The organism is Enterobacter sp. CGMCC 5087 (assembly GCF_003144775.1).
Classification (GTDB): Bacteria; Pseudomonadota; Gammaproteobacteria; order Enterobacterales; family Enterobacteriaceae; genus Enterobacter; species Enterobacter cloacae_M.
This window is the reverse complement of the sequence record NZ_QFXN01000217.1, coordinates 41,627-64,362: the sequence shown is the minus strand read 5'-3', so window position 1 is coordinate 64,362 and position 22,736 is coordinate 41,627. Positions and strand designations below refer to the sequence as shown.

The window sequence follows — 22,736 nt, the reverse complement described above, 5'->3', positions numbered from 1 at the left end:
TTCACCCTTGAACGGTATGCTGAGCGCAGAAAACCCTCGCGAGAATTGTGATGACCGATGCAAATGAAGCCAGAAACCGGCTGTTAAACGGCTGGCAGCTGTCGAAAATGTACACCTTTGAAGTGGCCGCCCGGCATGAGTCCTTCGCCCTGGCGGCGGAGGAGCTGTCGCTCAGCCCCAGCGCGGTGAGCCACCGCATCAACCTGCTGGAAGAGGAGCTGGGCATTCAGCTGTTTGTCCGCTCGCACCGTAAAGTCGAGCTGACGCAGGAGGGAAAGCGCGTTTACTGGACGCTGAAATCGTCCCTCGATACACTGAATCAGGAGATCCTGGATATCAAAAACCAGGCGCTCTCCGGCACGCTGACGGTTTACTCCCGCCCGTCGATCGCCCAGTGCTGGCTGGTGCCCATGCTGGGGGACTTTACCCGCCGCTATCCGTCGATTTCACTCACCATCCTGACCGGCAATGATTACGTCAATATGCAGCGAACGGGCGTCGATCTGGCGCTCTATTTCGACGATACGCCGCCAAACCACCTCTCTCATCACTTCCTGATGGACGAGGAGATTTTACCCGTCTGCTCGCCGCAGTATGCCCGCGAGCATGAACTGCTGAAAAACCCCGATAACCTCAGCCACTGCACGCTGCTGCACGACCGTCAGGCCTGGAGCAATGATTCCGGTACGGATGAGTGGCTGAGCTGGGCGCAGCACTTTGCGGTGAATATGCCGCCATCGTCGGGCATTGGTTTCGATCGTTCCGATTTAGCGATTATTGCGGCCATCAACCACGTCGGCGTCGCGATGGGCAGAAAGCGGCTGGTGCAGAAACGGCTCGAACGGGGCGAGCTTATTGCCCCGTTTGGTGAAAAGACCCTGAAATGCCATCAGCACTACTATATCTCGACGCTTTCTGGCCGGCAGTGGCCGAAAATAGACGCCTTTATCGGCTGGCTGAGAGAACTGGCAGGTTGAAGAATTATTACGCTTTCGCTCTACACGAAATGTGAAAAAGCGTGCTAAATACAGGTAATGCTTTCGATTTATCCAGGGTAAACCGTGTTAAAGCCTTTTATTGCCTCTGCGTTACTGATCTCTTCCGGCTGGGCGATTGCCGCTGAGCCCCCGCTTACGGCTGCCCACTATGCGCAGCAGCTGGGCGTCGGGATGGATGTGGACTGGGCGCGCACCGAGCGCGGCATACGCGAATTCGACCCGCTGGTGGTACGCGATTTTCGTGCAAAAGGCATTACCCACGTGCGCATTCGCGTCGCCGATGAGCCGACGGAAGCGCGGCTAATTCACCTGCGCAAGCTGGTGGAAGCCTGCGAGCAGTATGGCGTGATCCCGATTATCGCTTATCAGGCTGATGAATATAAAAACGACCCGAAAGCCGATAACGAGAAAGAGACGATCAACTGGTGGATTGCCGTGGCGCACTATTTCGGTCAGAGCTACCCGCTGTTGGGTTTTGATCTCATCTATGAGCCGGCCGACAAGCTTAACCACAACCTCGCGTCGCTAAACCGCGTGTATGAAAAAACCATTAAAGCGATCCACGACATGGACCCGCAGCGCATGATCTTTGTTGCGCCACGCCTGCGCGCCGCCCCGGAGGATTTATCCAGCCTGAAGCTGCCCGCGCACAGTCAAAACTACCTGCTGGCGGAGTGGCATATTTTCCCGTGGGGGCCGCTGAAAAATAGCGGTAAATACCCGTGGACGTCCGGCACGGCGGCGGAGAAAGCGGCTATCCATAATCGCATCAATACCGCGCTGCGCTGGCAGCAAAAAACCGGGCACGTTAGCTGGGTCGGGGGCTGGGGCGTGGGAGAGTCAAACCACCTCACGCCAACCGCTTCGCAAATGGCGTTCTCCACCTTTATGGCCTGCGAGCTGCAAAAGGCGAAAATCCCGTATGCGCTGAACGCGGATTTCCAGTTTTACGACGGGGAAGAGGGGGCCTGGCGGCCCGCGCCGGAGCCGTTGTTGCAGGCGATGATTGCGCCCGTCTGTGAAAAGCCCGGCGAGAAGCCGGGCCATCATGCGGTTAAACCGGCTGCTCGTGATGCGGAACACGCGACGCCAGCGGCAGCCAGCACAGTAAAATCAGCAGCCCCATCAGCGTCATCAGCAGGCCCAAACTAGCCTGCCCGGTCTGCGGCATCATCGCAGAGAGCCAGGCCAGCGCGCCGGAGCCGATATTCTGCAAACCGCCCACCAGCGCGCCAGCCGTGCCTGCGAGGAACGGGAACGGCTCCATCGCGCCGCTGGTCGCCAGCGGGAACAGCATCCCCGCGCCGAAGAAGAACAGCGCTGCCGGGATGAGCAGCGTCCAGACCGTCATCACGCCAAACAGCCCCGGTATCCACATCATCAGACCCGCCAGCAGGCAGCTGATCACCGACTGCCACATCAGGGTGGAGAAGCGTTTGTTCGGGCGTCCGGCAAACCACGCGCCGAAGAACGCCGCCGGGATCGGCAGAATAAACAGAATACTCACGACCATGCTGCTCAGGCCCAGCCCCGCGCCCAGCAGCACGCCGGAGCAGGCTTCGAACACCGCAATGCCCGCCAGGCCGCCGATCAGCATCAGCAGGTAGCAGGTAAACGACCCGTTGCCAAACAGCGTTTTATAGCTGGTGATGAGCTTCGTGCGAGGCGCGTCCTGCGGGCGCGTTTCCGGCATCCAGCGCGCCATGCTGAAGGTGACAATCACGCACAGAACCAGCAGGAAGGCGTAGCAGGCGCGCCAGGACCACATCGTGTCCAGCAGGCCGCCAATCAGCGGGGCGAGAAGCGGGCTGACCAGAATTCCCATATTCAACAAGCTGTTGGCATGACGGAGCTGGGTGCCCTGATACATATCGCGCGGTAAGGTTCGCGCCATCACCCCACCGACGCCGGTCCCGACGCCCTGCAGGGCGCTGGCGGCAATCAATACGGTCAGGCTGTGCGTGGTAATGGCAATCACCGTCGCCACCATGAAAATGCTCATGCCCACCAGGATCACCGGGCGACGCCCGACGCGGTCAGACAGCGGGCCATAGAAGAGCTGCGAAACGCCATAGGTCAGCAGGTAGGCTGCCATCACGCTTTGTACTGCGCCCTCGCGGACGTTTAATTCCTTTGCCATGTCGGCAATCGCCGGAATGTAGATGGTTTGCGCCATCTGACCGACGGCCACCAGTAACACCAGCATCAACAATAAGTTAACGTTCCTTTGTTTTTTCATGTCGCTGAATACTTTTGCCAAAAGAGAAAAATGAAGAATAAGTGACTGCGCATTCCCATAAATGCGCGAGGAATCTACCACAGAGAGATGACAATTTAAGCATTGTCGTGGTGAATGAAAAAACCGGTAAAGGCAGGATTTGTAAACAAGATCGGCAATTAATGTTGCCAGTGATTTACGCCATGCGCAGCAGAATAGCGCCGCCGGCAATACCCAGCGCCGCCGCGATACGCAGGCCCGCAACCTTCTCTTTTAAAAGGACAAACGCGATCAGCGCCCCGAAAAGAATCGAGGTTTCACGCAGCGCCGCGACCACCGCCAGCGGTGCCTGCGTCATGGCCCAAAGCGCCAGACCGTAAGATCCCATGGTGCCCACCCCGCCGAGCAGCCCCTTTTTCCAGTGCAGGCGCAGGTAGCTGGACGCCTCGCGCCGACGCGCCACCATCGCCCAACTCAACAGGCAGAAGCCGTTCATAAAGAAGGTCCACAGCGTGTAGCCCAGCGCGGTGTCCGACAGCCGCACGCCGGTGCCGTCCACCAGCGTATACCCGGCAATAAAGCAGGCGTTCAGCAGCGCCAGCCCGATCCCTTTGCGTGACCGTATGCGGCCATGCATCGCCATCGCCAGAATCGACAGGCAAATTACTCCGATACCGGACCAGGCGAGCCACGAGAGACGATCGCCGAGCGCCAGCACGCCGATCAGCGCCACCAGCAGCGGGGCGGTGCCGCGCATCAGCGGATAGGTCTGGCTCATATCGGAGACCTGATAGGTCTTCGCTACCAGCACGGTGTACACAACCTGTAAGGCGCAGGAGACGATCAAAAACGGCCAGCTTGCTGCAGATGGCTGTGGGGAAAACGGCAGTAAGACCAGAGCGATAACCGTGGCGGATCCGCTGACGCTTATTGCGGAATAGAGCTTGTCCGTTCCGGCCTTAACGATGGCGTTCCAGCTGGCATGCAGCAGCGCGGCGAAGAGCAAAATGCAGAATACGGTGATGGTCATGGCGTATCGGGTGGTGAATTGTCACTCAACTGTAACATTCACGCCCTGAAGCTGCCAGCCGGCTACACGGCACAAAAAAGGCGGTGCGTCACCCGCGGTTCGTCCGAAACCAGCGTAAAACCCGCCTGGCGATAGAAGCCGTACGCGCTCTCCGGCGCGTGGGTATTCAGGAAATCAAACCAGATGCTGGCATCGGCCATCACCACGGTCAAAAGCTGCTTGCCAATTCCCAGCCCGCGGCACTTCTCGCTGACGTAGAGATGGCGAATACGTCCGGCGCGCGGCCGCTGGCTGAACGGATCGCGATTCAGACCGCACACGCCGACCAGCTTGCCGTTGAGAAACGCGCCTAACAGCTTTTCGCCCGGCGCGTTAAAGCGGTTCTCACCACGCTGCCAGTTCTCTTCGAGCCTGCGCAGCATATTGAAATTCAGTGCAATACTTTCCGCCTTCAGGGCGATATACCCCGGCTCGTCTGGCGTGACAGGCTCAATTAACAGACGCGACATAGCATTCCCTCGTTATTAAAGAGGGGCGGTTGCCCGCCCCTCTCAGGTGCGACTTGAACCTGAATTACCGAACGAATTTCAGGACAGCATCAAGCAGTTGCAGTACAGCAACAATGAGTTTGAGGATAAGTATCACCATATCCACTACGCTCATACGCGTCTCCTTTTGGTTAAAAGGAGCACGATGCTGGCGTACCTTTCCGCCGCCTGTTGCCAGCACCTGGATTGACGTAACACAGTGTGCTCACTTCAGAGGGTTAAGGCACTGACGGCACCACCCGTTTCAGCCAGGACTTCGTTGCGCCGGTAGAACTGCGGCCCCCTCGCTCACTGCGAACACCCTCAGTATAGATAAATACTGTACGTATGAACAGTATTTTGTGGACAAAATCTGGATGGCGATCCATACTCAAAAACGTCAAAATCCGTGCCTCAATTGCGCGTTCGTCTTCGATCGCGTATACTTTTTTGCGTTGACGTAACACAGTGTGTTCTGCGGCGACCAACCGCAAAACCCTGATAAAAACCTCGCTTGGGCGGGGTTTTTTGTTTTCATCTCTCAACAAACGAAACGTGATCCCTGACGCATTTTTGCGCAGATGAATATTTTTCCATTGTCACGCCCGAAAACCTGTGTTTGTATAAATTCAATCAATGAATCCAAACACAGGTCCCCAATGACTTCATCCATCTTCACTTCGACCCTACTAAAAACTGCGCAACCAGCCGCAGTGGTCGTCGTGCGTGTGGTGGTGGTCGTCGGCAATGCGCCGTAGGGACTGGATCAACACACGAATCCAAAACCCCGCCGGCGCAAACCGGGCGGGGTTTTTCGTTTAGGACCCTCCCCGGAACGTCGGCCCAGAAGAAAAGGACTGGAGCATGGCAAGTTCGGGCACAACATCCACCAAGACGCGTTTTACCGGCGCGCAGCTGATCGTTCATCTGCTGGAGCGACAGGGCATTACCACGGTTGCGGGCATCCCCGGCGGCACGGTGCTGCCGCTGTACGATGCGTTAAGCCAAAGCACGCAGATCCGCCACGTGCTGGCGCGCCACGAGCAGGGGGCAGGCTTTATCGCTCAGGGCATGGCGCGTACCCAGGGTAAACCGGCGGTCTGTATGGCCTGCAGCGGGCCGGGCGCAACCAACCTGGTGACCGCCATCGCCGACGCGCGCCTCGACTCCATTCCGCTGATCTGCATCACCGGCCAGGTACCGTCCTCGATGATCGGCACCGATGCGTTCCAGGAAGTGGATACCTACGGCATCTCTATCCCCATCACCAAACATAACTATTTAGTTCGCGATATCAGCGAGCTTCCTCAGGTTATCAGCGATGCGTTCCGCATTGCGCAGTCCGGCCGCCCAGGCCCGGTGTGGATAGACATTCCTAAGGATGTCCAGACCGCAGAGATCGAGATCGACGTTCTGCCGGAGCCGGGCGAGCGAGCCCCCGCGCCGGAATTCAGCGCTGAGAGCGTGCGCGACGCTGCCGCCATGATTAACGCCGCCAAACGCCCGGTGCTCTATCTGGGTGGCGGGGCGATTAACGCCGCAGATGAAATCCGCGAGTTTGCAGAAAAAGCCAACCTGCCGACTACCATGACCCTGATGGCGCTCGGCATGCTGCCAAAAGCGCACCCGCTGTCCCTGGGCATGCTGGGGATGCACGGCGCGCGCAGCACCAACTACATCCTGCAGGAGGCGGATTTGCTGATTGTTATGGGCGCGCGTTTTGATGACCGGGCGATTGGCAAAACCGAGCAGTTCTGCCCGAATGCGAAAATCATTCACGTGGATATCGATCGCGCCGAGCTCGGCAAAATCAAACAGCCGCACGTGGCGATTCAGGGCGACGTGGCCGAGGTGCTGGCGCAGCTGATCCCGCAAACCGACGCGACCAATCGCGCCGACTGGCGCCAGCTGGTGGCCGATCTGCAGCGCGAGTTCCCGGGTGCCATCCCAACCGAAGGCGATCCGCTGAGCCACTATGGTCTTATCAACGCCGTTGCCGCCTGCGTGGACGACAGCGCGATTATCACCACCGACGTCGGCCAGCATCAGATGTGGACCGCCCAGGCCTACCCGCTGAACCGTCCGCGCCAGTGGCTGACCTCCGGCGGTCTGGGCACCATGGGCTTCGGCCTGCCTGCGGCGGTCGGTGCAGCGCTCGCCAACCCGGACCGCAAGGTCATCTGCTTCTCCGGTGACGGCAGCCTGATGATGAACATTCAGGAAATGGCGACCGCGGCCGAAAACCAGTTAGACGTGAAAATCATTCTGATGAACAACGAGGCGCTGGGGCTGGTGCACCAGCAGCAGAGCCTGTTCTACAAGCAGGGCGTGTTTGCGGCGACCTATCCGGGGATGATTAACTTTATGCAGATTGCCGCTGGCTTTGGCCTGCACACCTGCGATCTGAACGCGGAAGAGGATGCCCACGCGGCGCTGCAGGCGGCGATTTCTCGTCCGGGCCCGGCGCTGATCCACGTCCGTATCGACCCTGAACAAAAAGTGTATCCGATGGTGCCGCCGGGTGCGGCAAATACTGAGATGGTGGGAGAATAAGCCATGCAGAAACAACATGATAACGTCATTCTGGAACTCACCGTCCGCAACCATCCCGGCGTCATGACTCACGTCTGCGGGCTGTTTGCCCGCCGCGCGTTTAACGTGGAAGGCATTCTCTGTCTGCCGATTCAGGGCAGCGAGCACAGCCGCATCTGGCTACTGGTTAATGATGACCAGCGTCTGGAGCAAATGATGGCCCAGATCGACAAGCTGGAAGACGTCACCAAAGTGGCTCGCAACCAGTCCGATCCCACCATGTTTAACAAAATTGCGGTGTTCTTCGAATAAATCGCTCATTGCTTGAACACCCGCGCGCTTATCGTTAAGGTAGGCGCGTTTTTTTATCCGCCCGCCAGGAATGCGCCATGACCACCATCGCCCTTATCGACGACCACCTTATCGTCCGCTCCGGATTTGCCCAGCTTCTGAATCTCGAAGCGGATTTTCAGGTTGTGGCCGAGTTTGGCTCTGGTCGCGAGGCGCTGGCGGGCCTGCCGGGGCGCGGGGTGCAGGTCTGTATCTGCGACATCTCAATGCCGGATCTTTCCGGACTGGAGCTGTTAAGCCAGCTGCCGAAAGGGATGGCGACCATTATGCTCTCGGTCCACGACAGCCCGGCGCTGGTCGAGCAGGCGCTCAACGCGGGCGCGCGCGGGTTCCTCTCCAAACGCTGTAGCCCGGACGAGCTGATTGCCGCCGTGCGCACCGTCTCCACCGGCGGCTGCTACCTGACGCCGGATATCGCCATCAAGCTGGCGGCCGGACGACAGGATCCGCTCACTCGGCGCGAGCGCCAGGTTGCGGAAAAACTCGCGCAGGGCATGTCGGTAAAAGAGATTGCCGCCGAGCTGGATCTGTCGCCGAAGACCGTGCACGTCCATCGCGCCAACCTGATGGAAAAACTCAACGTCAGCAACGACGTCGAGCTGGCGCGCCGCATGTTCGACAGCTGGCAATGAGTCCCGTGTTTTCACGGCTGATCGCCGTCGTTGCCAGCTTTTTTATCTTCTCCGCCGCGTGGTTCTGCCTGTGGAGCATCAGCCTGCATCTGGTGGAACGTCCTGAGCTGGCGGTGCTGCTCTTTCCCTTCGGCCTGCGACTGGGGCTAATGCTCCAGTGCCCGCGCGGCTACTGGCCCGTTTTGCTGGGCGCAGAGTGGCTGATGCTGGTCTGGCTGGCGCAGGAAGTTGCCCTCGCGCACCTGCCCTTATTGATGACCGGAAGCCTGCTCACGCTTCTCCCGGTTGCCCTCATCTCCCGCTACCGCCACCAGCGCGACTGGCGCACGCTGCTGCGTCAGGGGGCGGCGCTGATGGCCGCCGCGCTGCTGCAGTCGCTTCCGTGGGTCGGCGAGAAGGAGATGCTCAACGCCCTGCTGCTGACCCTGACCGGCGGCCTGACGCTGGCGCCAACCTGCCTCGTGATCTGGCACTATCTCACCAGCACCGTCTGGCAGCCGCTCGGCCCGGCGCTGGTTTCCCAGCCGGTGAACTGGCGCGCCCGGCACCTCATCTGGTATCTGCTGCTGTTTGTGGTGAGCCTGTGGCTCCAGCTTGGCCTGCCCGCCGAGCTTTCTCGCTTCACGCCGTTCTGTCTGGCGCTGCCGATTATCGCCCTGGCCTGGCACTACGGCTGGCAGGGGGCGCTGATCGCCACGCTGATGAACGCCATCGCGCTGATCGCCAGCCAGACCTGGCACGATCACCCTGTTGATTTACTGCTTTCCCTGCTGGCTCAAAGCCTGACCGGGCTGCTGCTGGGAGCGGGCATTCAGCGCCTGCGCGAGCTGAACCAGTCCCTGCAAACCGAGCTGGCGCGCAACCGCCGTCTGGCGGAGCGCCTGCTGGAAACCGAAGAGAGCGTGCGGCAGGAAGTTGCCCGCGAGCTACACGATGATATCGGCCAGACTATCACCGCTATCCGCACCCAGGCGGGCATTGTCCAGCGCCTGGCGGCAGAAAACGCGGGCGTGAAGCAGGGCGGGGCGCATATAGAACAGCTTTCCCTCGGCGTCTATGACTCCGTTCGTCGCCTGTTAGGACGACTGCGCCCGCGCCAGCTTGACGACCTGTCGCTGGAGCAGGCGGTGCGTTCCCTGATGCGCGAGATGGAGCTGGAAAGCCGCGGAATAGTGAGCCATCTCGACTGGCGCATTAACGAATCTACGCTCAGCGAAGGCCAGCGCGTGACGCTGTTCCGCGTCTGTCAGGAAGGGCTGAACAACATCGTCAAGCACGCCAGCGCCAGCGCGGTCACGATCCAGGGCTGGCAGCAGGACGACAGCCTGAAGCTGATAATTGAAGACGATGGCTGCGGCCTGCCGCCGGGCTCCGGCCAGCAGGGTTTTGGCCTGGCGGGCATGCGTGAGCGCGTCAAGGCGCTGGGCGGCACGCTGAACCTCTCCTGCACCCACGGGACGCGCGTCAGCGTCAGCCTGCCGCTACGGAGTTACCATGTTTAAAACCCCTGCCAGCGCCGCGCCGATTGGAGATAAAGCGGAAATCGACGCCCGCTACCGCTACTGGCGTCGCCATATCCTGATGACCATCTGGCTCGGCTACGCGCTGTTCTACTTCACCCGCAAAAGCTTCAACGCCGCCGCGCCGGAAATCCTCGCCAGCGGCGTGATGACGCGCACCGATATCGGCCTGCTGGCGACGCTGTTTTACATCACCTACGGCCTGTCGAAGTTCTTCTCCGGCATCGTCAGCGACCGCTCCAACGCGCGCTATTTTATGGGCGTTGGGCTGATCGCCACCGGCGTGGTGAACATTCTGTTTGGCTTCTCCACCTCGCTGTGGGCCTTCGCCCTGCTGTGGGCTCTGAACGCCTTCTTCCAGGGCTGGGGCGCGCCGGTCTGCGCCCGCCTGCTCACCGCCTGGTATTCGCGCAACGAGCGCGGCGGCTGGTGGGCAATCTGGAACACCGCGCATAACGTCGGCGGGGCGCTGATCCCGATGGTGGTAGGTGCGGCGGCGCTGCACTACGGCTGGCGCGCGGGGATGATGATTGCCGGTGGCCTGGCGATAATTGCCGGGCTGTTCCTCTGCTGGCGCCTGCGCGACAGGCCGCAAACCGTTGGCCTGCCTGCGGTTGGCGACTGGCGGCACGACGAGATGGAGATTGCCCAGCAGCAGGAGGGCGCGGGGCTGACCCGCAGGGAGATCCTCACCAAATACGTGCTGAAAAACCCGTACATCTGGCTGCTGTCGCTCTGCTACGTGCTGGTCTACGTGGTGCGCGCGGCGATCAACGACTGGGGCAACCTGTACATGTCCGAGACGCTCGGCGTGGATCTGGTGACCGCCAACTCGGCGGTGACGATGTTCGAGCTGGGCGGGTTTATCGGCGCGCTGGTGGCCGGCTGGGGCTCGGACAAGCTGTTCAACGGCAACCGTGGCCCGATGAACCTGATTTTCGCCGCCGGGATTTTGCTCTCCGTCGGCTCGCTGTGGCTGATGCCGTTCGCCAGCTACGTGATGCAGGCGGCGTGCTTCTTCACCACCGGCTTCTTCGTGTTTGGCCCGCAGATGCTGATCGGCATGGCGGCGGCGGAGTGTTCCCACAAAGAGGCGGCAGGCGCGGCGACGGGCTTTGTCGGGCTGTTTGCCTACCTCGGCGCATCGCTCTCCGGCTGGCCGCTGGCGCGGGTGATCGACGTCTGGCACTGGAGCGGTTTCTTCGCGGTGATCGCCATCGCGGCGGGGATCTCCGCGCTGCTGCTGCTTCCCTTCCTGCACGCGCAGGCGCCGCGCGAGGTGAGCGAAGCGTGATGCGCCTCACCTTTCTGGCCCGAGTGGCGTAAAACTAAGAAATTTTCCCGGTTTTACCTGGACGCTGTCTCAGGCATCTCTCCCGGCTGATTTTTACAATGCTGCAAAAATCAGCTCAGGAGTAACTCAGTCATGCTGGCCTTCTTAAATCAGGTGCGCAAGCCGACCCTGGATCTGCCGCTCGACGTGCGGCGCAAGATGTGGTTCAAACCGTTCATGCAGTCCTATCTGGTGGTCTTCATCGGCTACCTGACCATGTACCTGATCCGCAAAAACTTTAACATCGCGCAGAACGACATGATCTCCACCTACGGGCTGAGCATGACGCAGCTGGGGATGATTGGCCTGGGCTTCTCCATCACCTACGGCGTGGGTAAAACCGTCGTTTCCTACTACGCGGACGGCAAAAACACCAAGCAGTTCCTGCCGTTTATGCTGATCCTCTCCGCCATCTGTATGCTCGGCTTCAGCGCTAGCATGGGCGCAGGGTCTGTCAGCCTGTTCCTTATGATCGCCTTCTACGCCCTGAGCGGTTTCTTCCAGAGTACCGGCGGGTCGTGCAGCTACTCCACCATCACCAAATGGACGCCGCGCCGCAAGCGGGGTTCGTACCTCGGCATGTGGAACATCTCCCACAACCTCGGCGGGGCGGGTGCGGCTGGCGTGGCGCTGTTTGGCGCAAACTACCTGTTCGACGGCCACGTGATCGGCATGTTTATCTTCCCGTCGATTATCGCCCTGATCGTCGGCTTTATCGGCCTGCGCTACGGCAGCGACTCCCCGGAATCTTACGGCCTCGGCAAAGCCGAAGAGCTGTTCGGCGAGGAGATCAGCGAAGAGGACAAAGAGACCGAAGAAAACGAGATGTCCAAATGGCAGATCTTTGTTGAGTACGTGCTGAAAAACAAAGTGATCTGGCTGCTGTGCTTCTCAAACATCTTCCTGTACGTGGTGCGTATCGGCATCGATCAGTGGTCGACCGTGTATGCCTTCCAGGAGCTGAAGCTCTCTAAAGAAGTGGCGATTCAGGGCTTCACTCTGTTCGAAGTGGGCGCCCTGGTCGGCACGCTGCTGTGGGGCTGGCTCTCTGACCTCGCCAACGGCCGTCGTGCGCTGGTGGCCTGCGTCGCGCTGGCGCTGATTATCGCCACACTTGGCGTCTACCAGCATGCCAGCAACCAGTACGTTTACCTCGCATCCCTGTTCGCGCTTGGCTTCCTGGTGTTTGGTCCGCAGCTGCTGATCGGTGTAGCGGCAGTGGGCTTCGTCCCGAAAAAAGCGATCGGCGCCGCCGATGGGATTAAAGGCACCTTCGCCTACCTGATCGGCGACAGCTTCGCCAAGCTGGGTCTGGGGATGATCGCCGACGGCACGCCGATTTTCGGCCTCACCGGCTGGGCGGGCACCTTCGCGGCGCTGGATGCAGCGGCCATCGGCTGTATCGTCCTGATGGCGATGGTAGCGGTATTGGAAGAACGTAAGATTCGCCGTGAAAATCGTGCGCAGAAATTAAAAACAGCCTGAGTGTGCAGGTAACTTCTTTGCCCGGTGTGTGATGCCGGGCTTTTTTATATTGACCCCGACGGGGTTAACTCCTCCTCTCCCAATTCTTCAACATCTTTTCCGTTCACTATTATGGCGCCACCCGCTGTCGAGGCGCTGCGTTTCCCGCTATGATGAGCGGCTAGTCAAAGGAGAACGCATGGTCTGGATAATGCTGGCAACGCTTGCCGTGGTGTTTGTGGTGGGATTTCGCGTCCTGACCTCAGATTCCCGCCGCGCCATCAAACGTTTAAGCGAGCGTCTGGGGATCACCCCGATGCCGGTCGAGTCGATGATCGACCAGTTCGGCAAAATGCCGGGCAATGAGTTTATCCGCTACCTTGAGCGCCCGGACGAAGCGCATCTGCAAAACGCCGCGCAGGTGCTACTGATATGGCAGGTCTGTATTGTCGACGGCAGTGAAGAGAATCTGCACACGTGGCACCGCCTGCTGCGTAAAGCCCGCCTGGCCGCGCCGATCACCGATGCGCAAATTCGTCTGGCGCTCGGTTTTATGCGCGAGATGGAGCCCGATCCGCAGGAGCTTAACGCCTTCCAGCTGCGCTATAACCAGCTCTTTCTGCCGGAAGAGGGCGTGTTTTACCTGCACTGATCCCCTCTAAAAATCACAAAAGTTGTCTAAACGTTAAATTCGTCACACTTTTGATGATAAACTGCGCGACTTTTCCGCACGTTTTTATCTTCAGGTGACGCCATGACAGAACATATCCAGCCCACGACCAGACCGCAGACCAAAGAGGTTTCACGCCCCAACTGGTCGGCCGTTTTCGCCGTGGCATTCTGCGTCGCCTGCCTGATTACCGTTGAGTTTCTGCCGGTGAGCTTGCTGACGCCGATGGCGCAGGATCTGGGCATTTCCGAAGGCGTGGCGGGGCAGTCCGTTACCGTCACCGCGTTTGTGGCGATGTTCGCCAGCCTGTTTATCACCCAGGTGATTGGCACTATCGACCGTCGCAGGGTGGTCATCCTGTTCAGCGTGCTGCTGACGCTCTCCTGCCTGCTGGTCTCCTTTGCTGAAAGCTTCACCCTGCTGCTGCTCGGTCGCGCCTGTCTGGGGCTGGGGCTCGGCGGCTTCTGGGCGATGTCGGCCTCGCTCACCATGCGCCTGGTGCCCGCGCGTACGGTGCCAAAAGCGCTTTCCGTTATCTTCGGTGCGGTCTCTATCGCGCTGGTGATTGCCGCGCCGCTCGGCAGCTTCCTCGGCGGGATTATCGGCTGGCGTAACGTCTTCAACGCGGCGGCGGTGATGGGCCTGCTCTGCATCATTTGGGTGTGGAAGGCGCTGCCGTCCCTGCCGGGCGAAGCGGCGCACCACAAACAGAACATGTTCGCGCTGCTGAAGCGCCCCGGCGTGCTGGCGGGGATGACCGCCATCTTTATGTCCTTTGCCGGGCAGTTTGCCTTCTTTACCTACATCCGCCCGGTGTTTATGACCATGGCGGGCTTTGACGTGGACGGCCTGACGCTGGTGCTGCTGAGCTTCGGTATCGCCAGCTTTGTCGGCACCTCGCTGTCGTCTCAGTTCCTGAAACGCTCCCTGAAGGTGGCGCTGGCGGGTGCGCCGCTGGTGCTGGCAGCGAGCGCGGCGGTACTGGTGCTGTGGGGCAGCGATAAGTGGGTGGCGTCTGCCATCGCGATTATCTGGGGCTTTGCCTTTGCCCTGGTGCCGGTGGGCTGGTCGACGTGGATCACACGCACGCTGGCCGATCAGGCGGAAAAAGCCGGTTCGATTCAGGTGGCGGTGATCCAGCTGGCGAACACCTGCGGCGCGGCCATTGGCGGCGTGGCGCTCGACCATCTGGGGCTGACGTCGCCGCTGGTGATTTCCGGTACGCTGATGCTGCTGACGGCACTGCTGGTGGCAGGGAAGGTTAAGGCACGTTGATTGATAAATAGTCACTTCATCGATATACTTGTACCGTAACTTGTACAGGAGGAAATATGCAGGTTGTGACGTTTACCGAAGCACGAAGTCGACTCAAAGATGTGTTGGACGACGTGAATGACAATGTGGAGACCACCATCATCAGCCGTCGCAACGGGGGTGATGCGGTAGTGATGTCTCTGCAGCACTACAACTCAATGATGGAAACCATCCATCTGATGAGTTCGCCTGCTAACGCCAGCCGACTGATGGAGTCAATCGCACAGGCAAATACCGGAAAAACCACGCAGAGGGATCTGATAGATGACCAGGCTACTGATTTGGACTGATAATGGCTGGGATGATTACCTGTGGTGGCAGGAGCAGGATAAGAAAACGCTTCGCAGAATCAATAAACTGATTGAAGATGCGAAGCGTCAACCCTTCGATGGCCTGGGTAAGCCGGAACCGCTAAAAGGTAATCTTTCCGGATACTGGTCTCGCCGAATCAACGATACCGATCGTCTGGTTTACGGGGTGTCGGATAGCGCTCTTACTATTTTGATGTGCCGCTATCACTATTATTCGTAAATCACGCCGATGCCTTAACCCGTCTCCGCGAATCCATCGAAATCAGCACCACCGACGACACAATCAATAGCGTCCCCAGCCAGTCCGGCAGGGTGAACGCCACGCCCAGCAACACCACCGACAGCAGCGCGCTGCTCAGCGGCTCGGCGCAGCTCAGAATGCTCGCCTTCGGCCCGCCGATCGTCTGTGCGCCTTTCAGATACAGGCTGAACGTCAGCGCCGTACCAATCACCACCAGATAGAAAAACGCCAGCAGCAGGCTGCCGTCAATGACGAACGTGGTCCCGCGCCCGGCGTAGAACGGCGTCAACATCAATCCGGCAATCAACATACTCCAGCCGACAATTGGCAATGTGCCGTAGCGGGCGATCAGCGTTGACGGATAGGTGGTGTAAAACGCCGCGGCAAACGCCGAGGCGATACCGAAGAACAACGCGGCAGGCGAGATGGAGAGCGAGGTTGGGTCGCCGTGGGTGACCAGCAGAAAGGTACCGACAAGCGACGTTAAAATGGCCGACAGCACAAACGCGCCGGGACGCTTTTTCCGCGCCAGGGCAAACCACGCCACGATGATGGTCGGGGACAGAAACTGCAGCACGGTGGCGGTCGCAGCGTTGGATTTTTCAATCGTCAGCAGGAAGGTGAGCTGCACGGTGAGCGCGCCGACCACCGAGAAAAACAGCAGGCTGAGGGCGTCTTTGCGGTGTTTGATGACCGAGAAAATCTTGTCGCCGTGAACGAAGGAGAGCGTCAGGAGGATCACGCCAGTAAACAGCAGGCGAACCATGGTCAGGTAAGGCGAAGAAATGTGGCTTTTCTCCATGATGTACTGCGCGCAAACCCCCGAGCTGCCCCATAAAACGGCGGCGATCAGGACGTTTAGCATCCCTTTACGTGTGGAACCCATGTTCTCCCCTGCGATGTTGTCGTTAATTCGGTCAACAGCATAGCATGGTTGTGTGCGGCCTGATGCCCTCACCCCGGCCCTCTCCCACGGGGAGAGGGAGCAAACACTAAAAACGGCAACTCTCGTTGCCGTTTTGCTTCTACCTTGCTTAGAACCACGCCTCCCACATCGCGCCGACGTTGAAGTCGTCGAGCGTTTCGTCTTTGGTGTTGTTCACGCGCGCGGTGCGTTCGTTATCCACTTTGCCGCCGGTCACGTAGAAGCGCAGCATCGGGCGGAACTCCGGCCCCATGGCGATAGACATATTCTGCGACAGGGTCAGCTTCCAGCCCTTGTTGTCACCGCCGTTGTCGTAGTCAACGTGCTGCCAGCCCGCTTCCAGCCAGGTGGAGTGAACGTCGTTCCACCAGTGCATCGGACGCACGATGGCGTTGTAGTTCTTGCGGTTGTCGGTCTTATCGCGGCTGTTGTCGTAGTCGTGGAAGGCGAGGATGTACTCCACCTGCGTGGCCTGGGTAAATTTGTACAGCCCTTCGAAGCTGGCGTAGACCGTGGTCAGATCCTCGGTTTTGTTGAACACGCTGTTGTCCGCGTTATCGGAGTAGCGGGCGATCACCTTATTCACGCCGCTGTCGTTGGTGTGGCTAAGCACCACGCCGCCCTGCCACGCGTTCAGACGCTCGTCGCTCTCCACCGCCTTGGAGTCAAAGCCGTAGTTGGCGTACAGCTCCATGTCGATCGGGCCGAGCTTCATGCCGTGGATTTTTGAGGTCGCGGCGTAGTTGCCTTTGTCGCCCGTGCCGGAACCGCCGGTACAGGTGATGCGCGACGGGTTGGCTTCGTCTTCCATCACTTCCGGGCTACAGGATTCCACCGCCGCCACGGCGGCCACGTCGAACTGTACACCGCCGATGTCGAAGTTCTTCACCCCGGCGCCCTGGCCGTCGTGGTTCATCCAGAAGTAATCGTTGATGCCCTGCTGTGGACGCTGGTGGAAGTCACGACCGGCCCAGAAATAGGCGTTCGGGTTGGAGGCCATAATGTTGGTCACCCCCGCGTAGGCTTTTTTCAGGTTAACTTCGTCGCCCCAGTGGTCGATCATCACGTTGATGTCCCAGATGGCGCCGTTTTCACCCTTAAAGGCCTTGGAGAGCTGGAATTCCCCGCCGTTGCCTTCGTTGCCCAGACGACCAATGGCGGACGCGCCGTTGTAGGAGCCGTCCACCGCCACGTATTTTTGGTCGGCGGCCTGGAAGTGCGCGCCGTAGCGGGCATAGCCGGTAAATTTAATCCCGAACGGGATCGCCATATCCGGAGATTGCGCCGCGCTTTGCGGCTCGGTCACCACGTCCGCTTTTTTCGCGACCGCCGCATCCATTTTAGCCTGACGTTCGGCGAGGGCTTTATCCACCGCTTTTGCCACAATGGCGTCGATTTGCTCCTGGGTGAATTCCTGCGCGAGCACGGAAATTGGGCAAAGCGCGGCGATAACCGCCATGGTTAATGGAAGTTTTTTAATCGTATTCATGGTTATCTCAATATAGTTTAATTTTATTCAGACAATAACCATCCCGCTCCGATCTGACAGAGTATGTCGCTATCATCAGAACAAGTGGATCTCTATTTAGGGTACAGAGGTATTACAGTAATTATTTCGCCATAGACTATCTCTGATATAAATGAATAATTTCTTCGGACAGTTCACGCGCTAATAAGGAATTCATTAAGTGATCCTGCGCGTGCACCATAATTAACGTCATCGGCTGGCGGCCTTCGCCCGCATCCTGCTCGATCAGTTTGGTCTGCATCTTGTGCGCCTGGCGCGCGTAGCCGTCGGCTTCGCGCAGCAGGCTTTTGGCTTCGTCAATGTTGCCCTGACGTGCCGCGTGCAGCGCTTCAAAGCACAGGCTGCGGGACTGTCCGGCATTGACGATAATTTCCATTACGGCTTCTTCTAATGCGATCATCATCATTACTCTTTTTCAAAGCTATTATTTAACGCGGTGGCGGCAAACCACTCTCCGCTTTTCTTAATGGTGCGTTTCTGCGTCTTTAAATCGAGCTGGATAAATCCGTAGCGATTTTTATACGCGTTGCACCACGACCAGTTATCAATAAACGTCCACATATGATAGCCAAGACAATTGCACCCTTCGCTAATACCCTTATGCAGCCAGGCTAAATGTTCGGAAATAAACTCGATGCGGTATTGATCGTTAATCTGGCCATTTTCAATAAAGCGCTGCTCGTTTTCGACGCCCATGCCGTTTTCAGAAATAAAGCAGCGAGGGTTGCCGTAATTGTCGCGGAGGTTGACCAGAATATCGTAAATACCCGGCTCGTAGATTTCCCAGCCGCGATACGGGTTCATCTTGCGGCCCGGCATCTCGTAGCTATCAAAGAACCACTCCGGCATAAACGGCGCCTGCGGGTTCACCGCGCTGTCGCGACACTTCACGCGACGCGGCTGATAGTAGTTAATGCCGAGCAGGTCGATTTTTCCTTCCGCAATCAGGAAACCGTCTTCCGGCTTGCAGGCGGGCAGCTGGTCGTAAGATTTCAGCAGCGCCACCAGATCGGCCGGGTATTCGCCGCGCAGGACCGGGTCGAGGAAGCTGCGGTTAAACATCAGATCCGCAACGTGCGCCGCCTTCACGTCTGCCGGGTTCTGCGAACGCGGATACGACGGCGTCAGGTTCAACACGATGCCGATCTCCCCCGCGTAGTGCCCGGCGCGGTAGGCCTGAACCGCCTTCGCATGGGCCAGCACGGTGTGATACGCCACGGTGGCCGCCCGGCGGAAATCCACTACGTTGGGGTAGTGGAAGTCGTACAGATAACCGCCTTCCACCGGCACGATCGGCTCGTTGAAGGTAAACCAGTGCAGCACGCGGTCGCCGAACAGCTCGAAGCAAATCTGCGCATAGCGGGCGTACGCGTCCACCACGTCACGGTTTTCCCAGCCGCCTATCTCCTGCATCGCCATCGGCATGTCGAAATGGAACAGGGTGATAAACGGCGTGATGTCCTGTTCATTCAGCTCATCAATGACCTGATTATAAAAATCGACCGCGTCCGGGTTCACTTCACCGATACCGTCGGGGATCAGGCGCGCCCAGCTAATCGAGGTACGAAAGCTGTTGTGGTTCAGCTGTTTTAACAGCTGAATGTCCGTTTTCCAGTGCTGATAAAACGTGGAGGTGTGCTGCGGCCCCACGCCGTTGTGAAAACGGTTCGGCTCGCGGGCAAACCAGTAGTCCCACGTGGTTTCACCCTCTCGTGTCCCTTCCGTCTGGAGAGCGGAGCTTGCGCTGCCCCACCAGAAGTTATCGGGAAATGCGTATTTCATGACCCTTCCTCTTTGACTTAATTGCTTGTGGCTTCAGCGGCACCCACGGTTGCAGCCTGGGCTTTCTGCTCTTCGTTTTTAATCAGCGTACGCTCATAGGCGCGCAGGAACGGCAGGTACATCAGCGCCGACATCACCATGCAGACGAGGCACATCACCACCGGGCTCAGCGCCCAGTTCGCCGCCCACGAGGCGCCAATCGGCGCGGGCGTAGTCCACGGGGTTAACGAGACCACCTGTGCCAGCCAGCCGAGCTTCGTGGCGCCGTACGCCAGGCAGGCGTTGACCAGTGGAACGAACACGAACGGGATAAACAGCATCGGGTTCATGATGATCGGCGCGCCGAACAGAATCGGCTCGTTGATGTTAAAGAAGCTTGGCACGACGCCCATTTTGCCGATGGTGCGCAGGTGGGTAACGCGGCTGCGCAGCAGCAGGAAGGCCAGCGGCAGGGTGGAGCCTACGCCGCCAATCAGCAGGTAGTGATCCCAGAAGCCCTGAAGATAAACGTGCGGCAGCGCCGCGCCGGCCGCCAGCGCCGCCTGGTTTGCGGAGAGGTTCGCCATCCAGAACGGGTTCATGATGCCGGTGACGATCAGCGAGCCGTGAATACCGGCGAACCAGAAGATCTGGCACAGCAGTACGGAGAGCAGAATCGCGGGCAGGGAGTCAGACGCGGACACCAGAGGCTCCAGCAGATGCATGATCGCCTGCGGGATGATCATTCCGGTCTGCGCTTCGATGAACAGGTTCAGCGGGTGCAGCGTACCGATCACCACCATCACCGGGATCAGGATCTCAAACGAGCGCGCCACACCGGTTGGGACTTCCTTCGGCAGGCGAATGGTGACGTTGTTCTGCTTCAGCCACGCGTAGACGCGGGTGGCGTAAATGGCGGTGATCAGCGCGGTGAAGATGCCCTGGCCGGAGAGATACTGGGTCGAGATCTTGCCTTCGGCATACGGCGCGGCGACCAGCAGGAAGGCCATAAAGGCCAGCAGGCCGGACATCACCGGGTCGAGGTTGAACTGACGCCCCAGGCTCGCGCCAATCCCCACCGAAATGAAGAAGGTCATCACGCCCATGCTGAGGTTAAACGGCAGCATCAGCTGTTCGCGGTAGGTCTGGGAGAAATCCAGCCAGCCGCGGGCAAAGCTGTTAGTGGTATCCGCCGAGAACGGCGGGAAGATGAACACCAGCATAAACGAGCCGATGATCATAAACGGCAGCGCGGCGGTAAAGCCGTCGCGGATGGCAATCACATACTTTTGCTGGCCCAGCTTCGCGGCCAGCGGGGTAATTGACTGCTCAATCACCGCGACCATGGATTGATATAACGAACTCATGTGAACACCTTTTAGTGTGCCGCTTCGATGAGCGACAGAGCATAGTCCAGTACTTTATCGCCACGCTGCATGCCGTAGTCCATCATATCGATGGGCTGCACCGGAATGCCTTTCGTAGCCGCCTTGTCTGAGAGTGTCTGTAACATGTATTTCACTTGCGGTCCGAGAAGGACAACCTGGTATTGCGGAAACTGCGTATCAAATTCGGAAACACCGTACGCATCAATCTTCACCGGCAAACCACGTTCTTTCGCGACATCGACCATTTTGCTGACCAACAGGCTGGTGGACATCCCGGCAGAGCAGCACAGCATAATCTTGAACATCGACAACCATCCTCTAAATGTAAAAAGTTATTGCGAGGATGATTGGACATGATACGGAAACCGGTTTCCATTCATAAAGAGCAGAACTGTGATAGCCATCAAGATCCAATACTTATGAGGCTAATTAACCGGATGTGTGTCACATAATTTGGCTGTTTTGACATCATTTTGAGTGGAAACGGAAAATCGGTTTCCATGGAAAACGGAAACGGATATACTCCGTTCTGGCTATAATGTGAGCCGAAGCGGTCATGGAATTTGCAGGCGCGAGGTAAGCCTGCCAGGGGAAAGAGATGTCGACAATCAATGATGTATCACGTCTTGCCGGGGTGTCTAAAGCCACGGTATCGCGAGTGTTGAGCGGGTCGCGTGGCGTTAAGGAAGCCAGCCGTCAGGCCGTATTAAAAGCGGTGGATGAGCTGAACTACCGGCCTAACGTGATTGCCCAGTCGCTGCTGAGCCAGTCGACGGGCTGTATCGGGGTGATTTGCGCGCAGGAAAACATTAACCAGACCACCGGTTATCTCTACGCGCTGGAAAAACAGCTCAGCCAGCATCAAAAACATCTCCTGCTGCGCTTCGCGCATAGCAAAGCTGAAGTAATGCACGCCCTTGAAGAACTCTCCTGCGGGCTCTGTGACGACATCCTGGTGATTGGCGCCCGTTTCCCGCTGGACGTGGATATGGACAACGTCATTCTGGTGGACTGCATGGAATCTGATAATTCCAACAGCATCCAGTTCGATCACGCCTTTGCCGCCGAAACCGCCTGTAACTACCTCACCAGCCAGGGGCGTCGCCAGATTGCGCTGATCCACCCCCACGGCAGCGGTTTTGCCGACCAGGTCCTGCTCGGCTACAAGCACGCGCTGGAGAAAAATTTCCTGCCCTTTAATCGCAGCCTGGTCTTTATGGACGCGACTTCTTCGTCCGTTGCGCTGCAGGAGCTGCTGAACAACGCCAGCACCCTGAATTTCAACGCGCTGTTGGTGGCCGACGAGCAGGAAGCCCAGCGGGTGATCCCGCAGCTGCAGGCGTTTAACAAATCGGTGCCGGACGACATCATGGTCTTCAGCCTGGCCGGATCGCTGCACCTGCCGGGTATTCCGGTGATCCCGGCGATTGAATATTCCATGGACGCGATGGCGGCGCGCATTGTGAGCTGGCTGACGGAGAAAACGCAGATGCTCGGGTCCTATGTTCTGCGCGGGGATTTGATTATTCCGGACATGCGGAAGCGTTAAAAATGTTTTCCGGGCCGGGTAAGCGCAGCGCCACCCGGCGGGAACTCAATAATCTTCCATACAATCCACTTGACCAATCGCCCCCCAGTAGGCATCCAGGTTGTCGCGCTTAACGGCGGTGATGGCATTTTTGATCAGCAGCTGATTGGCCTCGGACGACAAAATCATCTCCTGCCAGGCTTTATCGCTCTGTTTTTTCTGTGGCGTACAGGTTTTCTTAATATCTTTAAGGACCTGCTGCTTTATTTGCGCCTCTTTCGCGGGGTCATCCTTTTCCTGAGCATGGACAAACGCGGCGAAGAGCAGACAAACCAGCAGGCAGACCAGGTGCGCAGCTTTCATCAACAACCCCCTTTTAGAAGTCACATGCTTCCCATGAAATATATCGTTACATTCAGTGTAGCGACGCCAGCCGAAAGTATGAATTTTCTCTTCACCGCCTGT

The 22,736-nt window shown here is 58.5% G+C and carries 25 protein-coding genes; 14 read left to right on the top strand and 11 right to left on the bottom strand.

Features of this window, described 5'->3' with window-relative positions:
- Positions 1-50 precede the first annotated feature (50 nt).
- Positions 51-977 (top strand): DNA-binding transcriptional regulator DsdC, encoded by a 927-nt coding sequence (dsdC, locus tag DEO48_RS18435; protein WP_069303447.1) that lies wholly within the window; start codon positions 51-53, stop codon positions 975-977.
- 84 nt (positions 978-1,061) lie between these two features.
- The gene (locus DEO48_RS18430) at positions 1,062-2,150 is read left to right on the top strand and encodes a cellulase family glycosylhydrolase (RefSeq protein WP_109845934.1); all 1,089 of its coding nucleotides are present in this window, start codon (positions 1,062-1,064) and stop codon (positions 2,148-2,150) included.
- Here DEO48_RS18430 and emrD read toward each other — a convergent pair.
- The 4 genes from emrD to tisB all read right to left on the bottom strand — a co-directional run bounded on the left by emrD (position 2,053) and on the right by tisB (position 4,909).
- Positions 2,053-3,237 carry a multidrug efflux MFS transporter EmrD gene (gene emrD / locus DEO48_RS18425; protein WP_029741426.1) on the bottom strand — a complete coding sequence of 395 codons (1,185 nt, stop codon included), beginning with the start codon at positions 3,235-3,237 and terminating at the stop codon, positions 2,053-2,055. The two genes, DEO48_RS18430 and emrD, sit on opposite strands and share 98 nt — an antisense overlap.
- Before the next feature lie 175 nt (positions 3,238-3,412).
- Positions 3,413-4,246 carry an EamA family transporter gene (locus tag DEO48_RS18420; RefSeq protein ID WP_109845933.1) on the bottom strand — a complete coding sequence of 278 codons (834 nt, stop codon included), beginning with the start codon at positions 4,244-4,246 and terminating at the stop codon, positions 3,413-3,415.
- Between the two features lie 62 nt (positions 4,247-4,308).
- On the bottom strand, positions 4,309-4,755 hold the full coding sequence (locus DEO48_RS18415; RefSeq protein ID WP_109845932.1) for a GNAT family N-acetyltransferase: 447 nt from the start codon (positions 4,753-4,755) through the stop codon (positions 4,309-4,311).
- 64 nt (positions 4,756-4,819) lie between these two features.
- On the bottom strand, positions 4,820-4,909 hold the full coding sequence (gene tisB, locus DEO48_RS18410) for a type I toxin-antitoxin system toxin TisB (protein ID WP_008500146.1): 90 nt from the start codon (positions 4,907-4,909) through the stop codon (positions 4,820-4,822).
- 523 nt (positions 4,910-5,432) lie between these two features.
- On the opposite strand from tisB, the gene ivbL reads away from it, so the two are divergent.
- The 11 genes from ivbL (at position 5,433) to DEO48_RS18355 (ending at position 15,120) form a co-directional block, all read left to right on the top strand.
- Positions 5,433-5,531, top strand: a complete 99-nt coding sequence (gene ivbL / locus DEO48_RS18405) for an ilvB operon leader peptide IvbL (RefSeq protein ID WP_057979964.1) — start codon at positions 5,433-5,435, stop codon at positions 5,529-5,531.
- Positions 5,532-5,637: 106 nt separating this feature from the next.
- Entirely contained in the window at positions 5,638-7,326 is a 1,689-nt protein-coding gene (gene ilvB / locus DEO48_RS18400; RefSeq protein WP_109845931.1) for an acetolactate synthase large subunit, read from the top strand.
- A 3-nt stretch (positions 7,327-7,329) separates the two neighbouring features.
- Positions 7,330-7,617 carry an acetolactate synthase small subunit gene (gene ilvN / locus DEO48_RS18395; RefSeq protein WP_010426528.1) on the top strand — a complete coding sequence of 96 codons (288 nt, stop codon included), beginning with the start codon at positions 7,330-7,332 and terminating at the stop codon, positions 7,615-7,617.
- Positions 7,618-7,694: 77 nt separating this feature from the next.
- Complete coding sequence (gene uhpA, locus DEO48_RS18390; protein WP_047649998.1) at positions 7,695-8,288, top strand: transcriptional regulator UhpA; 594 nt, start codon at positions 7,695-7,697, stop codon at positions 8,286-8,288.
- On the top strand, positions 8,285-9,790 hold the full coding sequence (gene uhpB, locus DEO48_RS18385) for a signal transduction histidine-protein kinase/phosphatase UhpB (protein ID WP_109845930.1): 1,506 nt from the start codon (positions 8,285-8,287) through the stop codon (positions 9,788-9,790). Before uhpA ends, uhpB begins: the two co-directional genes overlap by 4 nt.
- Complete coding sequence (locus tag DEO48_RS18380) at positions 9,783-11,102, top strand: MFS transporter (protein WP_033144332.1); 1,320 nt, start codon at positions 9,783-9,785, stop codon at positions 11,100-11,102. The genes uhpB and DEO48_RS18380 overlap by 8 nt, the downstream gene beginning before the upstream one ends.
- Before the next feature lie 132 nt (positions 11,103-11,234).
- Positions 11,235-12,626 (top strand): hexose-6-phosphate:phosphate antiporter, encoded by a 1,392-nt coding sequence (uhpT, locus tag DEO48_RS18375; protein ID WP_023309834.1) that lies wholly within the window; start codon positions 11,235-11,237, stop codon positions 12,624-12,626.
- Between the two features lie 178 nt (positions 12,627-12,804).
- Positions 12,805-13,257, top strand: coding sequence for a DUF1198 domain-containing protein (locus tag DEO48_RS18370; protein WP_023309835.1), 453 nt, complete (start codon positions 12,805-12,807; stop codon positions 13,255-13,257).
- A gap of 102 nt (positions 13,258-13,359) precedes the next feature.
- Positions 13,360-14,550 (top strand): purine ribonucleoside efflux pump NepI, encoded by a 1,191-nt coding sequence (gene nepI, locus DEO48_RS18365; RefSeq protein ID WP_109845929.1) that lies wholly within the window; start codon positions 13,360-13,362, stop codon positions 14,548-14,550.
- Positions 14,551-14,606: 56 nt separating this feature from the next.
- The gene (locus DEO48_RS18360) at positions 14,607-14,879 is read left to right on the top strand and encodes a type II toxin-antitoxin system Phd/YefM family antitoxin (protein WP_041911702.1); all 273 of its coding nucleotides are present in this window, start codon (positions 14,607-14,609) and stop codon (positions 14,877-14,879) included.
- Entirely contained in the window at positions 14,854-15,120 is a 267-nt protein-coding gene (locus tag DEO48_RS18355) for a Txe/YoeB family addiction module toxin (protein ID WP_041911701.1), read from the top strand. The genes DEO48_RS18360 and DEO48_RS18355 overlap by 26 nt, the downstream gene beginning before the upstream one ends.
- A 1-nt stretch (position 15,121) precedes the next feature.
- On the opposite strand, the gene DEO48_RS18350 is transcribed toward DEO48_RS18355, so the two are convergent.
- The 6 genes from DEO48_RS18350 to DEO48_RS18325 all read right to left on the bottom strand — a co-directional run bounded on the left by DEO48_RS18350 (position 15,122) and on the right by DEO48_RS18325 (position 21,048).
- Positions 15,122-16,027, bottom strand: a complete 906-nt coding sequence (locus tag DEO48_RS18350; RefSeq protein ID WP_109845928.1) for a DMT family transporter — start codon at positions 16,025-16,027, stop codon at positions 15,122-15,124.
- A gap of 148 nt (positions 16,028-16,175) precedes the next feature.
- The gene (locus DEO48_RS18345) at positions 16,176-17,555 is read right to left on the bottom strand and encodes a carbohydrate porin (RefSeq protein WP_023309838.1); all 1,380 of its coding nucleotides are present in this window, start codon (positions 17,553-17,555) and stop codon (positions 16,176-16,178) included.
- A 136-nt stretch (positions 17,556-17,691) separates the two neighbouring features.
- Positions 17,692-17,994: a PTS lactose/cellobiose transporter subunit IIA gene (locus DEO48_RS18340; protein WP_029741865.1), complete on the bottom strand. Its 303-nt coding sequence runs from the start codon at positions 17,992-17,994 to the stop codon at positions 17,692-17,694.
- Positions 17,995-17,999: 5 nt separating this feature from the next.
- Positions 18,000-19,376: a glycoside hydrolase family 1 protein gene (locus DEO48_RS18335; protein ID WP_109845927.1), complete on the bottom strand. Its 1,377-nt coding sequence runs from the start codon at positions 19,374-19,376 to the stop codon at positions 18,000-18,002.
- A gap of 17 nt (positions 19,377-19,393) precedes the next feature.
- Positions 19,394-20,722 (bottom strand): PTS sugar transporter subunit IIC, encoded by a 1,329-nt coding sequence (locus tag DEO48_RS18330; RefSeq protein WP_109845926.1) that lies wholly within the window; start codon positions 20,720-20,722, stop codon positions 19,394-19,396.
- 11 nt (positions 20,723-20,733) lie between these two features.
- The gene (locus DEO48_RS18325) at positions 20,734-21,048 is read right to left on the bottom strand and encodes a PTS sugar transporter subunit IIB (RefSeq protein ID WP_014830072.1); all 315 of its coding nucleotides are present in this window, start codon (positions 21,046-21,048) and stop codon (positions 20,734-20,736) included.
- 293 nt (positions 21,049-21,341) lie between these two features.
- Between DEO48_RS18325 and DEO48_RS18320 the strand changes: the two genes are divergently transcribed.
- Entirely contained in the window at positions 21,342-22,292 is a 951-nt protein-coding gene (locus tag DEO48_RS18320; RefSeq protein WP_047646737.1) for a LacI family DNA-binding transcriptional regulator, read from the top strand.
- 45 nt (positions 22,293-22,337) lie between these two features.
- Here the strand turns inward: DEO48_RS18320 and DEO48_RS18315 are convergent, their stop codons facing one another.
- Positions 22,338-22,634 (bottom strand): YicS family protein, encoded by a 297-nt coding sequence (locus DEO48_RS18315; RefSeq protein ID WP_023309843.1) that lies wholly within the window; start codon positions 22,632-22,634, stop codon positions 22,338-22,340.
- Positions 22,635-22,736: the final 102 nt, after the last annotated feature.